Origin of the sequence: Pontibacter sp. FD36, from assembly GCF_015686655.1 — a bacterium.
Classification (GTDB): domain Bacteria; phylum Bacteroidota; class Bacteroidia; order Cytophagales; family Hymenobacteraceae; genus Pontibacter.
In genome coordinates this window covers 117027-131924 of the sequence record NZ_JADPMP010000009.1, presented here as the reverse complement: position 1 = coordinate 131924, position 14898 = coordinate 117027, and the positions used below count along the sequence as shown (strand labels likewise).

The following is a 14898-nucleotide window of genomic DNA, read 5'->3' as shown; positions in this document are numbered from 1 at the left end:
ACGACAGCGGGAAATGTTAGGTTGGAAATGCTAGAGCTTATCAATGGTGGCGGTAAGGCTGCCTCTGGCATTGACAACAGCCTGTATACCTGAAGGGCTCAGGTAAATATTCTCAAGCGCCAATTCGCTGACGGCCCCACGCAGCAATACCGATTCGTGCAATCGACCTGACTGGTTCAGCGTCTGCTGCAGCATGTTGCGCACATCCGTCAGCTGGCTTTGCACCGGTATGTTTACCTGGCTTTGAATCATCTCCTTGAACTTGTTCTTGGCCAGCCAATTGGCCGTGTTCAATAGCATGTCTCTGGTGTCGAGGTCATAGTCCACGTCACGCAGCCTGATAGAGGCAGTTTGAGCATCGTAGTAAGGTGTGCCGCGCAGGTATAGCTTGCCTACCAGCTTCTTGGTAAAGAGGCCTGCCTTGGTTTTGCCGTCCACGTCCAGCATCAGTACAAGCTGCTCGCCGCTTGGGGTGATGGCGGCGTCCTTAACAGTCAGCTGGCTTTTGCCCTCGTCGAAGGTATAGGTTTGGTTAGCCACTTGCTGCTGCATCAGGCTGCTGGCATGGGCATAAGGCACGGTAGCAGTTAGGCCGATCTGAATGTCGTCGCTCATGCGGCTGTCGATGATCAGGCGGGGCAGGTTCTTGTTTACTTTTGTTTGTGGCTTGCCGTCAGTGCTCACCTGTATAAAAGAGCTGATGCCGATGCGGGTATGCAAACTGCCGTTATGAGCGTATAGCGGAGCCATGCGCACCTCCTGTGGATTCACAGTGAGCCAGGCATTGAGGTTGTCGTCCAGCTTCACAGGCTGCTGCAGCTGCACCCAGGTGTCGGCCACGTACTGGCGCAGGTTCAGGCGACTCTGTATTTCTTTGTCCAGCTGGCGGGCGATGGTGCTCATCTGCTGCTTCATGGCGGGCTCTATGAAGCGGGCCAAGCCGATCTTAAGCGGACCCAGGTTGATGTAAGGCTTGGTATCGCCCCACTCAAAATTGCCGCTCGTGATGGTGTTCACTTTGTAATCGTCGGTGAGGCCAAAGCGGCTTTCTGTTTTCACGACCATGTCGAAAGAAGTGGCCTCGGTCTTGCTGAATGAGGGACAGGCTTTGCAGGGTTCCCACTGCCAGCGGCCCTTGGCGTGTACCTGCAGCGGCACACTGAAGTAGAGTTTATCCTTATCGGCCCTAATGGTCATGCGGCCCTTTTTGAGCACGGTGACCATCAGGTTGTCATCGTTTAAGTTGTCGTCTTTGTAAAGGGCGCTCTGTATTTCCTCGTTGATCTTGTCCTCAATAGCAGCCAGCGGGATGGAAACAGGTATACTGACAGAAGAGAGCTTCGGCTTATAAACAGGCGCATTTGACACGGTAGCCGCTGGGGCAGTAGTGTTCAGTCGAGCAGTACTGGAGCATGCCTGAAACGCAAGCAGGCTGCTGAGTACAAACAAAATAAAAACAAGCTGTAGGGTAGTGAGTCGGAACACGCGTTATAGCCTTCTAAATTATGGCGCAAGTTAAGGGCATTTGTCCATTGTCCGTGCTCGACCCGATGTGTTATTATCTGGTTTCCTGACTAGCTGGTTGTAAAAGCCGGGACAGCATAGCGCGAATGCCTTCTTCGGTGTCAACAATGCCGCACTCCTGAATTGTTCCTTTTAGGTAAGAAGCGAAAAATGGCGTGCCCGTAAGCTTGACCTCCTGACTAGATACTGGATTCTCGCTGGCGCTCATGCGCGCAAACGTGATGTCATGGTATTGTGGTTCAGTAGAGAACTTTCGAAAAGAAGGGGAAAGCTGTTTGCATACCGGGCAGGCCGGGTCAGTGAATTTTACGATTACTCTTTCTTTCTCAAATATCAGCTGCCTTAGCTTATCGTCATTTATATCAGTTACAGTCATGGTCTAGTGTTTTGGGTCGTCGCATACCTGCCGGGGCCTGCGACTGTGCTTCTGTAACTTATAGACGTTTTGTGCAAAATATAGGTTAACTGCTGAATAAAAAAACAGCCGCCAACAAGATGCTGGCGGCTGATTATATAAGTGTAGCTAATCTTTAATTTTTATTAAAATACAAATCCGAGGCGGATTCCTCCGGTGGAAAAAGGAGAGAAGCTGATGCTGTGGTATCCTTTATATTCCTCATCGGGCGTGTAATCATTTTTGTAGGTAGTTGTCACGTCTTTCTCCTTACTGTACCGGATTCCAGCACCTAATTCAAATCCTGCATAGAAGCGGGGGGCAATGTAATAGTCTACCCCAGCCAAACCGTTCAAGCCAATGTTGTAATTTGCTCTGTTGCCGGCTGAACAGCCACTAGCTGGTGTCCAGGATCCTTTTGTAATTTGGCTTGCACTTTCAGATTTAGTGCCTCTGTAGCCAATCGGTAGCTCCGCTCCGATGTAAGGCGACAATCTGCTGGTGCCCGCAAAATGCTTTTCTATACCCGGCGCAATGGAAATGCCAAAAGTTGTCTGATACGATTCGTCTCCTGTCTTATCATAGACATAGTTTGCCTGAGCCCCAAGTCGGTAAGCTTTGTCTGCAGCAATAAACTTTCGGACTCTGATTCCCCCTCTGTTTAAGGATATCCCATATTCGAGGTTGACGGCTACTTCAGTAGTAATGTCGCCGGCAGTAGGTTTGTAAGTTTTGTTTTCAGGTTGTGCGACCTCTGTAGTCTGCGCCTGCGCTGTGAAAGCTGCGGCCAGGCAGCAGGAAAGGGCTAGTAGTTTTAGTTTCATATAGATGGTTTGGTTAAGTATATATAGGTAAAACCAAATATTGTGCCGTTTTGAATAGTTTAAGGTATAAGTATGAATTAAAATTGTTTTGCTTAGAGCTTGTGCTGTTTAAGTGTCAGATAAATAGCGTGTTATTGGCTAAATAAAAAAGCGGGTGATGCTTTCGCACCACCCGCTTTCGCTTGTATACTTTAAGATTGAAGAACTAAAGTGTACCGTTATAGTAGCTTCAGCTCTGCAAATGTCAATGTCCCAATACTTATACCTAAGCCAGTGTCTGCTCTTCTTTCATCTTCTTCAGATTGAGCAGCATATCCTCCGTCATGGCATCAAGGTCATAGGCAGGTTTCCAGCCCCAATCCTGCTGGGCGGCGCTATCATCAATGCTCTGCGGCCACGAGTCGGCGATCTGCTGACGGTAGTCGGGCTTGTAAGTGATCTTGAAGTCAGGTATAAACTTGCGAATGGATTCCGTGATCTCCTTCGGAGAGAAGCTCATGGCGCTCAGGTTGTAAGAATCGCGGATCTTTACTTGCTCAGCCGGTGCGTGCATCAGGTCCAATGTGGACTTAAGCGCATCCGGCATGTACATCATCGGCAGGTACGTGTCTTCGCTCAGGAAGCATTCGTATGTTTCACCTTCCAGAGCTTTGTGATAGATGTCTACGGCATAGTCGGTAGTGCCACCGCCTGGCAGGGCCTTGTAACCGATGAGGCCAGGATAACGGAGGCTGCGCACATCCAGCCCATATTTCTGGAAATAGTATTCGCACCAGCGCTCGCCGGCTTGCTTGCTCACGCCATACACTGTGTTCGGGTCCATGATGGTGTGCTGCGGTGTGTTCTGGCGCGGGGTGTTCGGGCCGAATACGGCTATAGAGCTTGGCCAGTATACCTTCTGGACCTTGTGCTCCAGCGACAGGTCCAGCACATTGAACAGGCCTTCCATGTTCAACTTCCAGGCAAACTTTGGGTTCTTTTCACCGGTGGCCGACAGCACGGCTGCGAGGTGGTAGATTTGCTTGAATTTATATTTGGAGGCCAATTCGGCCAGTACGTTTGTGTCCAGTACATCCACCTTCTCAAATGGGCCTGAGTCGCGGAGGTCAGCCTGTTTGGGAGCCGTGATATCGGCTGCCACTACATTAGAACCGCCATACATGTTGCGGAGCTCCAGGGTGAGTTCAGAGCCAAGTTGTCCGCAGGCGCCAATCACCAATACCGTGTCACTTGTGTTTGCCATAGTCAGAATAAATTAGTTGCACAAAGTAACCGATTTCAGGCCAATCCTGAAAATATAAGCGCAAGAATCCCAAGGGGCCTGAAATAGAAAACGCCTGCCAAAGGCAAGCGCTTCATGCTCACTAAATTAATCTTAACCTAATACTTTCACCACGAACCAAAGGTATAGCGGCTAATCGGGTACTGAAATAGCTGCCGGCAGATTTAATGATTAAGTAATGCAATGGTAAAATAGAAATAATGCCAGCCTGTTTCAGGAGTGCGATTTTCTTATATTTGTTGAGCAAAAGGCCTTTGCAGTGAGTGTGGCAGGCCTATAAAGCGAATATTAAACACGATTCAGGCCTGTTTCCGTACCTTTGCAGGTATAGCACACGGTCAGCGCACTATGAAGTTTGAAGAGTACCTCGTAAAAAAGCGGATAAACAAGGAAGCCTTTGCGGCAGAAGACCCGGCTCGGTTCCAGGCCTGGGAGAGCATGTATGCGCAAATGCACCCCAACAGCTTTTATGTGGCCGTGAAAATGGTGCTCAACAATGTACGACTGCGCTACCACTTACGGGAGGAAGACGTACCCAAGCCGGCTACCACAGCAGCACCACGGCCCGCTGCCCGCCGTGCCGCTGCTCCTGCTCCGAAGCCTGAAACTGAAATCCCAGCAGCTATACCTGCTACACCCGATGTTCCACAGGAAACAATTGAGGAAAAGCCGGTTACGCCTGCCGCAACGCCTAAGCCAAGGCCTGTGGTGCGACGACCTGCCGCTTTGCAGACGCCAACAACCGACGACCCGTCAGCTTCCGAAAAGCCAGCGGAGGAAACATTACCTACAGCTCCGAAGGCCAGACCAGTTATCAAGCGTCCTGTTATACCTAAGCCAGCTGCCGAAGCGTCTACCGACAAGCCTGCAGAAGCAGATGTGCCTGCACCGCAGGAGCCAGCCGTGCCACGAGCCAGACCAGTGATCAAGCGTCCGGCCGCTCTTTCAAAACCAGAAAATCAGCCAGCCAGCCAAGAGCAGAATGCCACAGCTATTCCTGAGCTGACCGCTAATTCAGAGGCATCAGCTGAACCTGCTAAGCCAGCCCGACCAAGGCCGGTGATCAAACGACCAGCCGCTCTGCAGAAGTCTTCACAAGGTGAGGGGCAGGCTACTCCGGAAAAACCCGCCGAAGGTATAGCACCGGCAAGCGAAGCAGCTGCAGAAGCCTCAAAGCCAGCACGGCCAAGACCGGTCATCAAAAGGCCGGCAGCTTTGCAGAAGCCTGCGGAGCAACAGCAGTTGAATGCAGGTACAGAAGACCAGCCAACTGCTGCACAAGCAGCGTCAACAGGTATAGAAATCCCGGCTCAACCGGCCTCCGCAGACACATCAAAACCGCCAAGGCCACGGCCTGTTATCAAGCGTCCGGCTGCTTTGAGCAAAGCAGTAGCTCCGGAAGCGAAACCGGAAGAGGCAAAAAGTGCCGAGAGTGGCGTTGCTATACCTGACGCTGGAGCAGATGTATCCTCAGAAGTTAAACCTACAGCACAGATCCCTGTAACAGGAGCACCTGCTACACCTGATAAAGGAGCTGAACAGCCAGAGGATAAGTCAGCTGAGAGCACACCGGGAGTCGAGCCTGATGCTGCGCCGCCAGCTAAACCGCCTCGTCCGCGTCCGATCATCAAAAGACCAACACCGCCAGCAGTGGCACCGGGCAAGGAGCCGGAAACAGAAGAACAGCAGGAGGGAGGAGGTTCAACGGCAATGGAAAAACCGGAGGCAACGACAACAGAGGAGCAGCCTATACCTGAACCTCAGCCAGAAAAGCCAAAGCCACCACGCCCACGGCCAGTTATCCGCCGTCCACCGCCTAAAACAGAAGAGTAATTGGAGTCAGGTCTATACCTGAACAAACAACATAAATCAAGTAACAGCCTAACGAAGATAACCCATGTACGAAACGTTAAAACCAGATTTGGAAAAACAGCTTGCCGAGATCAAGGAAGCTGGTTTGTATAAGCAGGAGCGTATCATCACCACTCCGCAGGGAGCTGATATTGATACCACGCAGATGCAGCACGTGCTGAATTTCTGCGCCAACAACTACCTGGGCCTGTCGGCTCACCCGAAAGTGATCGAGGCAGCCAAACACGCCATTGACACCCACGGTTATGGCATGAGCTCCGTGCGCTTCATCTGCGGCACGCAGGATATCCACAAAGAGCTGGAGCAAAAGCTGTCTGAGTTCCTGGGCACTGAAGATACGATCCTTTACGCAGCGGCCTTCGACGCTAACGGCGGTGTGTTCGAGCCTTTGTTTGATGCCGAGTCAGCGATCATTTCGGATGCGCTGAACCATGCCTCTATCATCGACGGTATCCGCCTGTGCAAAGCCCAGCGATTCCGCTACGAGCACAACAACATGGAAGACCTGGAGGCCAAGCTGCAGGAAGCCGTGAATGCCGGCACCAAGCATCGCATCATCGTGACAGACGGGGCCTTCTCTATGGACGGCACGGTGGCGCAACTCGACAAGATTGTGGATTTGGCTGATAAGTACCAGGCTGTGCTGATGGTAGACGATTCGCACTCCACCGGCTTTATGGGCAAGACTGGGCGCGGAACGCACGAGTACCACAACGTGATGGAAAAAGTGGACATCATCACCGGTACACTAGGCAAAGCACTGGGTGGTGCTATGGGTGGCTTTACATCTGGTAAGAAAGAGATTATCGACATGCTGCGTCAGCGTTCACGTCCATACCTGTTCTCCAACTCACTGGCTCCGTCTATCGTGGGTGCCTCCATCGCCGTGCTCGACATGCTGAGCTCTACCACTGAGTTGCGCGACAAGTTGGAGTGGAACACGAAGTACTTCCGTGAGCAGATCACCGCCGCTGGTTTCGACATCAAGCCTGGCGACCACCCGATCGTGCCGGTTATGCTGTATGACGCGCCGCTGGCGCAGGAGTTCGCTGCCCGCATGCTCGACAAAGGCATCTACGTGATCGGATTCTACTACCCGGTTGTTCCAAAAGGGCAAGCCCGTATCCGTGTGCAGCTCTCCGCCGTGCACGACCGCGTACACATCGACAAGTGCATTGCCGCTTTCACAGAGGTAGGCCGCGAGTTGGGTGTGATCAAGTAAGATTGCAAATCCATCAAGGTATAGAAACAGCCACTTCCATTGGGGGAGTGGCTGTTTTTTATTAACTTGTCATTATCAAGGTCCACATTCCTGCTATACCTATGAACAACGTCAAAATAAAGGCTGGTCAGTTGCTGCTCGGTACCGTGCTGGCCTGGTTGGTGATATCCTTTCTGGCCTACGCCACGGCAGGTATACGGGACGAGGTAAACCTGACCGGTACACTGCTTCAAATCACCTTTTACTTCTCTATTTTACTTTCGGCAGAGGCCTACCTGAGCATGATGCTCAACCCACAGTGGGTGCGTGTCAATCTGGGTATGGTGCTGCTGCTTTGTGCACCGGCATTAGCTTATTTGGCTTGGTTTGTCAGCCAGATCATTATTGGATAAGCCTGTTTCTTCTCTTTCTCAACACTAAACCTAGTCTATGCTGTTCTGTTTTATCGGAAACGAACCTTTCTTCAGTTCTATCTTTCTGCTGGTGGCTGCCTATTATACACTGGTAGTGCTCTCACTGCTGCACCTGATCTTCAAAACAGATTATAACCTGACCGAGCGTCTGCTTTGGATGGTTGTGCTGTGGGTTGTGCCCGTTTTTGGCCTGCTGGCCTACTGGGTATTCTGGAAAAGAAGAGGAAAAGCATAAACACAAAAAAGCCTCCGCTTGGCGGAGGCCCTTTTCCATAGTTCTAAGTATAGTTTCTTTAAGTACGCTTTGGCTATTCTTGTTCTTTAGAAGCGTCCTGGCCTTGCTCATCAAGGGTGATTGTGCCAGTCTGGCCTTCTTTGTTTGTCAGGGCGATTTCGTAAACAACTTTTGCGTTCGCGTCACCTTCAGCTGGCTTCACTTTGTAGATATCGCCTACAGTCCACTCTTTGTAAGCTTCGTGATCCAATACCGCCTTTACAGGGGCTGGAAGCTGATCTTTGGTAACTTTTTCTCTATTGTCGTTCTGAGTTTGCGTTTGGGCTTGCTCAGCAGCCTGTGTAGCTTGTGCGTTCGCATCGATAGATGTAAATCCAAGTAGGGCAATGGCGGCTGCTAAAAAAGTTGCTTTTTTCATGTTATGTTAGTTTAGTTCGATTAACATTTGTTTCACATAGCCCTATTGGCATAACCGTGCCAGAACCACTTAAATTATATAAGTTACTGTTTATTAATTAGTTGTGTATTTTAGGTGGGTTTTGCAAACTGTGGAAGAGCACAGGGTGATGGGGAAATTTTTCCACACTTTGTGGTGAGCACCCATCATTTAACCCTGGTTGTAGGAAGTATGGCTGCAGGTATGCAACAGGTATAGCTTCTGAGTCCATGGTAATAAAAAAAGCCAGCCCCAAGGGCTGGCTTTGCTATCGTTTTAGGCTTATACCTTAGGCTGCGCTTACCGACTTCTCTGCAGGAGCTGGAACAGCGGCTGGCTTCTGGTCTGTGTCGAACAGGAACTGGTTGAGCTTCACTCGCAGGTCAGCTGAGGAAAGGTTGCGGTATACCTCGGCATTGCGTACCAGCGCGATCTGGCCTGTTTCTTCGGATACGACCAGCACCACACTGTCGGTTACTTCCGTAAGGCCGATAGCAGCGCGGTGGCGAAGACCCATGGAGGCGGGTATCTCGTTGTTCTCCGTTACAGGCAAAATGCAGCGGGCCGCTTTGATGCGATTGCCCGAAATGATCACAGCGCCATCGTGCAGCGGACTCGTCTTGTTAAAGATCGACATCAGCAGTCGCTTCGAGATCACGGCATCAATCAGGTCGCCGGACTCGGCGTAATATTTCAATTCGGAGCTTTTGGCAAATACGATCAGCGCACCTGTATTTTTAGCGGCCAATGATTTGGAGGCTTCAATAAAGGGGGTGAGGCTGAGCTTCTCCACCTGGTCGCGCCGCCATGGGAATCCACGGAAAAGGCGGTCGTTGTTGAAGGCGGTGGTTTTACCGATCAGCAAAAGGAAGCGCCGGATCTCGGGCTGGAATACAATGATGGCTGCGAGTACACCCACTCCCATAAACTGGCCGAGGATGATGCTGAGGAGCTCCATGCCTGCGGCCCTTACCACCAGGTATAGTAGGTATACGGAGAGCAGGCCCAGGAAAATCTTAAGTGCCACGCTACCAGTCAGAAGTTTATAGAGCTGGTAAAGCAATACCGTGACGAGCAGGATGTCAAGCACATCGAGCAGCTCAATTTCCAAAAAGCCTACTGTAAATAAAGGAATCAATGCGTTACTTTCGTGTATAGTTGGATAGTCTGTTTTGTTTCTTTTACGTCGTGCACCCGCAAAATGTCGGCACCTTTTCCTAACGCGATGGTATTGAGTGCTATTGTGCCGGCCAGTGCTTCGGATTGGTCGATGCCCAGGTACTTGTAAGTCATGGACTTGCGGGATACTCCCACTAATAACGGTAGCTCAAGTACACGTAGTTCCTCAAGTCGGTGCATTAGCTCAAAGTTCTGATCCACAGTCTTGGCAAAACCAAAGCCCGGGTCCAGTATGATGTCGTTCACACCCAAGCTTTTTAACTGCGCCACCTTGACCTGCAGCTCGTCCAACACATCCAGCACGAGGTCCTTGTAGTCCGTGAGGCTGTTCATGGTTTGCGGCGTGCCGCGCATGTGCATCAGGATGTAAGGCACTTGCAGCTGCGCCACGGTTTCGAACATGGCCTCGTCGAGGTTGCCGCCCGAAATATCGTTGATGATGGAAGCACCCGCCTTTACACTGGCCTCCGCTACTTCGGCCCGGAAGGTATCCACTGAAATCACAGCTCCCGGGAAAGCCTGCATGATGGCCTCAATGGCAGGTATAACTCTATCCAGTTCTTCGGCTGTTGAAACATCCGCAGCGCCCGGCCGGGAAGAGTAACCTCCCAGGTCAAGGATGTCAGCACCGTCTTCCAGCATGCTTTTGGCTCGTTGAACAACTTCGTCGGGAGAGCTCAGGCGGCTGCCTGCATAGAAAGAGTCAGGCGTAACATTGAGGATGCCCATGACTAGCGGCATATCCAGCGAAAGGATTTTTCCGCGGCAGTTAAGTGTACTTTTCTTTCGAAAAAACTTATCTTTCGATTCCAATGTTGGCGTATCTGTCAATCGTTTAAAATTAAAGCTAAAAAGTTGATTAGTCAAACACTCCAGGAATATAATCAGGTAGTAAACCGCTGCAAAGATATCTTCGTCAAGAAGACCAAAGATTACGGCACCGCCTGGCGCGTGCTGCGACTGCCGTCCATCACCGACCAGATTTTTATCAAGGCACAACGCATCCGCTCCATCCAGGAGAAGGGCAAGCAAATGGTGGAGGACGACATCCGTGACGAGTTTGTGGGCATCATCAACTACTGCGTGATCGCCCTGATGCAGCTTGGCCTGCAGGAGAGCGACGAACTGACGCTTTCGGCAGAAGAGGTGGAGCGCATGTATACTGAGCACATAGAAGAGAACATCAAACTGCTCAATGCCAAAAACCACGACTACGGCGAGGCATGGCGCGACATGCGCGTGAGCTCCATCACCGACATTATCCTGATGAAGCTCTACCGCACCAAGCAGATCGAAGACAACGAAGGCCAGACCCTGATCTCGGAAGGCGTGGAGGCGAACTACCGCGACATGATTAACTACGCCGTGTTTGCCTTGATTAAGTCGGGCTTTGCGGAGACGGTGAAGTAAGTATAGATAAAAGAATGTCATCTCGACGATAGGAGAGATCTGGAGGATTGATTTCCAAGATAGTTTCAGATTTCTCTGAGCTACGCTCGCCCCCTTCGACTCACGTCTCGGGCATGTTCGAAATGACAAAAGTCCTTTAATAGAAGGTGTCAGGTAGAGTAGGTGAATCGGCTTTTGCGATTTCCTAAACTCCCAAACTCTTAAAATCCCAAACTCAAAATGCGCTACATCACTAAATTTTTCTGGCTCTTTGTGGGCGTCCTGTTCATCTTCTCAGGACTGATCAAAATCAACGACCCGGTGGGTACGGCCATTAAACTGGAGGAGTACTTTGAAGTATTCGCTCACGATATTTCGCCCGTGTTTCTGTCGCTGGTACCGGCAGCGCTGTTTCTTTCCATTTTCCTGAGTGCGGCTGAGATCGTGCTGGGGGTGGCGCTGCTTATCCGCTGGAAACTCAAGGAGGTACTGTGGCTGCTGCTGGCCATGATCGTGTTCTTCACCTTCCTGACCTTTTACTCGGCATACTTCAACAAAGTGACCGATTGCGGCTGTTTCGGAGATGCCATCAAGCTCACGCCGTGGGAGTCGTTCACCAAAGACATAGTATTGCTGGTAATGATCATTTGGCTGCTCCTTTATAAACGCTACCTGCAACCAATCGTGCAGCCCAAAGTGGGAGCAGCCGTAACAGCGCTTACCGCCCTGATTTCGGTTGGCATTGGCTGGTACGCTTATGAGCATCTGCCTTATGTCGATTTCCGCGCTTATAAAATTGGCAATAACATTCCGGCCCTGATGAAGCCTTCGGCACCGTTGCGTTACAAATATGTGATGGTGAAAGATGGAGAAGAGGAGGAGTTTGAGGAGTACCCGATGGATGAAGCCTATACCTTCAAGGAGATGGTAGCGGTGAATCCGGAGGATGGTCCGAAGATCACCGACTTTAACGTGTGGAACGATCAGGGAGATTTCACACAGGAAATCCTGAGCGGCAACAAGCTGCTGGTGATCGTGCACAATGTAGAGAAAGCCAACCGCAGCAACATCGAGCAGATAAGCAAGCTGGTACAGGAAGCCGAGCAACAGGGTATAACGCCTGTAGTCATCACTTCCTCCGGCCGTCAGGAGTTTGAGGCCTTCCGCCACGAGGTGGGTCTGGCTGCTCCGTACTTCTTCGGCGACGGCACTGTACTCAAAACCATGATGCGTGCCAACCCCGGCACCATGCTGCTGCAGGACGGCACCGTAAAAGGCATGTGGCACCACAACGACACACCAGATGTGTCGGAGCTGGTGAGCTTGCTGTAAAAGCACTATACCTTAGCTTTGAGCACGCAACGCATTTTCCTGATCGGTATGATGGGGGCTGGCAAGACCACTTTGGGTCGACAGCTGGCTGAGCGGCTGGGCTATACCTTCGTGGACCTCGACGAGTACCTTGAGCAAAGGGAAGGCTGCAGCATTGCGCAGCTGTTTGCCGCAGGGGGGCAGGAGGGCTTTCGACAGAAGGAACGGCAGGCGCTGGAGTCGGTAGTGCAGGAATTTGAGCAAGCTGTGGTAGCTACTGGCGGCGGCGCACCCTGCTTCTTCGACAACATGGCATTTATCAACCAGCACGGCACGAGCATTTTTCTGGACGTGCCGGCTGAAGAACTCACGCAACGACTGCTTTTGACAAACCTGAGCCAGCGTCCCTTGCTGGCTCAGAAAAGCGAAGAAGAGCTAAAGGATTTCATAGTCAAAACATTAGCTGAACGTCTGGTATTCTACAAGCAGGCTAAGTATACGGTATCGGGAAAAAGGTATAACATTGGACGGTTAGAATCGTTAGTTAAACCATAACAAAAACTCCTCGTTTCCGCTTATGTGTTGCAGCGGATAAATACATACGGGATACCTAATATTTAACTAATTTTGCGGTAAAAATCCGTTTTTAGCAAAATCTGACTATGAAACCCAATCACAAAGGACAAGCCCAGATATTCCAGAATCCTGTGCTGGAAAGACTGACACGTACACACATTGCACTGCCTATTTCTATTTTTATCGTCATTGCCATCGGGCTGATTTACTATGGCATCACGTATAGCTTTATTAATGTGCTGGAGGCGATCGGCTTCTTTCTGCTGGGCTGGCTTATCTTCTCACTGATCGAATACTGCGCGCACCGCTTCGTGTTCCATATGGATACCGATACGCCGATGAAGGAGCGCATTCAGTATACCTTTCACGGCAATCACCACGAGTACCCGAAAGACAAAGAGCGCCTGGCTATGCCGCCGATTGTTAGCTTGTTCATCGCCTCGTTCTTTTTCTTTGTGTTCAAGCTGATCTTCGGGCAGTTTGTATTCGGTGTAGTGGCCGGGCTGCTGTTTGGTTATGCGCTATACCTGTTCGTGCATTATGCCGTGCACGCATACGCACCGCCTAAGAACTTCCTGAAGCAGCTTTGGATTCACCATAGTATTCACCACTACAAAGACCCGAACGTGGCTTACGGTGTATCTTCTCCGCTCTGGGACTACATACTGGGAACGATGCCGAAACGCACTAACTCAAAATAGAGCAGTCCATCGAAATCAAAAAGGGAGCCGATTGGCTCCCTTTTCTTTTGTTAGGTATTGTGTTTATCGTCTGAATCTGCTGAAGAGCCAGCCTACCAGGGCCACAATCAGAACGATGATGATGAGCGCGGTCCACATACCGGCTTTGAAGATGTCTCCTATCAATTCGCAACTACTCATGGTAACTGCCATCAGGACGAAAAGGACGGGGAGGTATAGTCTTATATTTTTCATAGTCTTATTTTGTTTAGGTTATAGCGCAGCGCCTAACACTCTTATAGAGAGTGCGGTTGCGGTAATATGACGAAATTGTCATATATATCAGATACTTGCTTTTTAAGTAAAAGGTTGGCTTATAAGGGGTGAGGTGCTGTGGAAGCTGCTGGCTGCTTCTTAACCTAAGGCCCCCTGTATGAGTAAACACATGAAAGTGTTTTCATGTTTATAAAGAGTCAATTCCTTAATGCTAGATTTCTATAATTTCATTAAGCGGTTTGCGGCAGGGGTCTTAATGGTTCTTATCGCTTACCTTTTAATAAGCCAAGGTTACTTTTTTCTGCTGGTCTTTTCAGGCATTCTGCTTGCCGTGCTCTTCAGTGGTATGGCGGAGTGGATTGTCCAAAAAACGGGAATGAAGCGGTGGGTGGCACTACTGCTGTCCGTGCTGCTTTTCTTCGGTCTGATAATAGGGGCCTTTTGGTTGTTGGCACCCACTATAGCAGAGCAGGTAGGCGAGATGCGGGAAACCTTGCCTAAGTCCATTGAGCAACTGAGAAACTGGCTGGGTGAGCGAGGCTGGGGAGAGCGGGTCGCGGAGAAGCTACCTGAAAACTTTGAAGGTGCTCTCTCGAAACAAGAGAATCTTTTCTCGCAGGTTACCGGCGCTTTTTATACGACACTCGGGTTCCTGGCCGATCTTGTAATAGTCGTCATCACAGCCTTGTTCCTGGCCGCCAGTCCGACCCTCTACACACATGGGCTGGTGAAGCTGTTCCCAGTCCATAAGCGGACACGAATACTGGAGGTGCTGGATAAGTGCTACAGTACCCTACGGGGATGGCTGGTGGCTATGCTGCTGGCTATGTCTATGATTGGTATCAGTACCGCCATTGGCTATAGTCTGATCGGGTTACCCCTGGCATTCGCTTTGGCCTTCATCGCTTTTCTTTTCGCGTTTGTGCCCAACATTGGCCCATGGCTGGCAGGGGTGCCTGCTGTGCTCGTCGGTCTGATGGAAGGAGGGCAGATGGCGCTGTATGTGATTCTGATCTATGGCGGCATTCAGATGGTGGAGAGTTATGTGCTGACTCCCATCATTTTCAAGAAGACAGTAGACCTGCCACCGGCCCTGCTACTGTTCTTTCAGGTGTTGCTTGGTTTGCTGCTGGGAGCGTTAGGGCTGCTATTAGCCGCCCCGATACTAGCCGTGCTAATGGTGATCGTGCAGGAGTTGTATGTGAAGGACGTGCTAGAGGCAGAGGTTAAAGAGAAATAAAAAAAGCCACTTGACGATTTTACTCGTAAGTGGCTTTTTCTTTAA

At 50.6% G+C, this 14898-nt stretch carries 17 protein-coding genes; 9 read left to right on the top strand and 8 right to left on the bottom strand.

The genetic code is table 11. The features are described 5' to 3' along the window. Positions 1-30: 30 nt before the first annotated feature. The 4 genes from I0P70_RS13995 to I0P70_RS13980 form a co-directional block, all read right to left on the bottom strand. Positions 31-1485 (bottom strand): DUF4403 family protein, encoded by a 1455-nt coding sequence (locus tag I0P70_RS13995; RefSeq protein WP_370583229.1) that lies wholly within the window; start codon positions 1483-1485, stop codon positions 31-33. A gap of 73 nt (positions 1486-1558) precedes the next feature. Beyond that, positions 1559-1900, bottom strand: a complete 342-nt coding sequence (locus tag I0P70_RS13990) for a co-chaperone YbbN (protein ID WP_196119050.1) — start codon at positions 1898-1900, stop codon at positions 1559-1561. 164 nt (positions 1901-2064) lie between these two features. Then, positions 2065-2742, bottom strand: coding sequence for a hypothetical protein (locus I0P70_RS13985; RefSeq protein WP_196119048.1), 678 nt, complete (start codon positions 2740-2742; stop codon positions 2065-2067). A gap of 265 nt (positions 2743-3007) precedes the next feature. Beyond that, positions 3008-3985: an NAD-dependent epimerase/dehydratase family protein gene (locus I0P70_RS13980; protein ID WP_196119046.1), complete on the bottom strand. Its 978-nt coding sequence runs from the start codon at positions 3983-3985 to the stop codon at positions 3008-3010. Positions 3986-4372: 387 nt separating this feature from the next. Here I0P70_RS13980 and I0P70_RS13975 point away from each other — a divergent pair, with 387 nt between their 5' ends. From I0P70_RS13975 to I0P70_RS13960, 4 genes are all read left to right on the top strand, one after another. Next, positions 4373-5857, top strand: a complete 1485-nt coding sequence (locus tag I0P70_RS13975; protein WP_196119044.1) for a hypothetical protein — start codon at positions 4373-4375, stop codon at positions 5855-5857. Positions 5858-5921: 64 nt separating this feature from the next. Continuing rightward, on the top strand, positions 5922-7118 hold the full coding sequence (gene kbl / locus I0P70_RS13970) for a glycine C-acetyltransferase (RefSeq protein WP_196119042.1): 1197 nt from the start codon (positions 5922-5924) through the stop codon (positions 7116-7118). 101 nt (positions 7119-7219) lie between these two features. Next, positions 7220-7510, top strand: coding sequence for a hypothetical protein (locus tag I0P70_RS13965; protein ID WP_196119040.1), 291 nt, complete (start codon positions 7220-7222; stop codon positions 7508-7510). Between the two features lie 37 nt (positions 7511-7547). Further along, positions 7548-7766 (top strand): PLDc N-terminal domain-containing protein, encoded by a 219-nt coding sequence (locus I0P70_RS13960; RefSeq protein WP_196119038.1) that lies wholly within the window; start codon positions 7548-7550, stop codon positions 7764-7766. 73 nt (positions 7767-7839) lie between these two features. On the opposite strand, the gene I0P70_RS13955 is transcribed toward I0P70_RS13960, so the two are convergent. From I0P70_RS13955 to folP, 3 genes are all read right to left on the bottom strand, one after another. After that, on the bottom strand, positions 7840-8184 hold the full coding sequence (locus tag I0P70_RS13955) for a hypothetical protein (protein ID WP_007652294.1): 345 nt from the start codon (positions 8182-8184) through the stop codon (positions 7840-7842). Between the two features lie 307 nt (positions 8185-8491). Further along, positions 8492-9340 (bottom strand): diadenylate cyclase CdaA, encoded by an 849-nt coding sequence (cdaA, locus tag I0P70_RS13950; protein WP_196119036.1) that lies wholly within the window; start codon positions 9338-9340, stop codon positions 8492-8494. Then, positions 9337-10194, bottom strand: coding sequence for a dihydropteroate synthase (gene folP / locus I0P70_RS13945; protein WP_196119367.1), 858 nt, complete (start codon positions 10192-10194; stop codon positions 9337-9339). The genes cdaA and folP overlap by 4 nt, the downstream gene beginning before the upstream one ends. Before the next feature lie 42 nt (positions 10195-10236). On the opposite strand from folP, the gene I0P70_RS13940 reads away from it, so the two are divergent. The 4 genes from I0P70_RS13940 to I0P70_RS13925 all read left to right on the top strand — a co-directional run bounded on the left by I0P70_RS13940 (position 10237) and on the right by I0P70_RS13925 (position 13358). Further along, positions 10237-10791 carry a DUF1599 domain-containing protein gene (locus I0P70_RS13940; RefSeq protein WP_196119034.1) on the top strand — a complete coding sequence of 185 codons (555 nt, stop codon included), beginning with the start codon at positions 10237-10239 and terminating at the stop codon, positions 10789-10791. A gap of 219 nt (positions 10792-11010) precedes the next feature. Continuing rightward, a complete protein-coding gene (locus I0P70_RS13935; protein WP_196119032.1) occupies positions 11011-12102 on the top strand; it encodes a BT_3928 family protein in 1092 nt (363 codons plus the stop codon). Positions 12103-12120: 18 nt separating this feature from the next. Beyond that, on the top strand, positions 12121-12636 hold the full coding sequence (locus I0P70_RS13930; RefSeq protein ID WP_196119030.1) for a shikimate kinase: 516 nt from the start codon (positions 12121-12123) through the stop codon (positions 12634-12636). Positions 12637-12743: 107 nt separating this feature from the next. Further along, entirely contained in the window at positions 12744-13358 is a 615-nt protein-coding gene (locus tag I0P70_RS13925; protein WP_007652304.1) for a sterol desaturase family protein, read from the top strand. Positions 13359-13421: 63 nt separating this feature from the next. Here I0P70_RS13925 and I0P70_RS13920 read toward each other — a convergent pair whose 3' ends face one another. Then, positions 13422-13592, bottom strand: coding sequence for a hypothetical protein (locus I0P70_RS13920; RefSeq protein WP_007652305.1), 171 nt, complete (start codon positions 13590-13592; stop codon positions 13422-13424). Positions 13593-13821: 229 nt separating this feature from the next. Between I0P70_RS13920 and I0P70_RS13915 the strand changes: the two genes are divergently transcribed. Then, positions 13822-14853: an AI-2E family transporter gene (locus tag I0P70_RS13915; protein WP_076421119.1), complete on the top strand. Its 1032-nt coding sequence runs from the start codon at positions 13822-13824 to the stop codon at positions 14851-14853. Positions 14854-14898 lie beyond the last annotated feature (45 nt).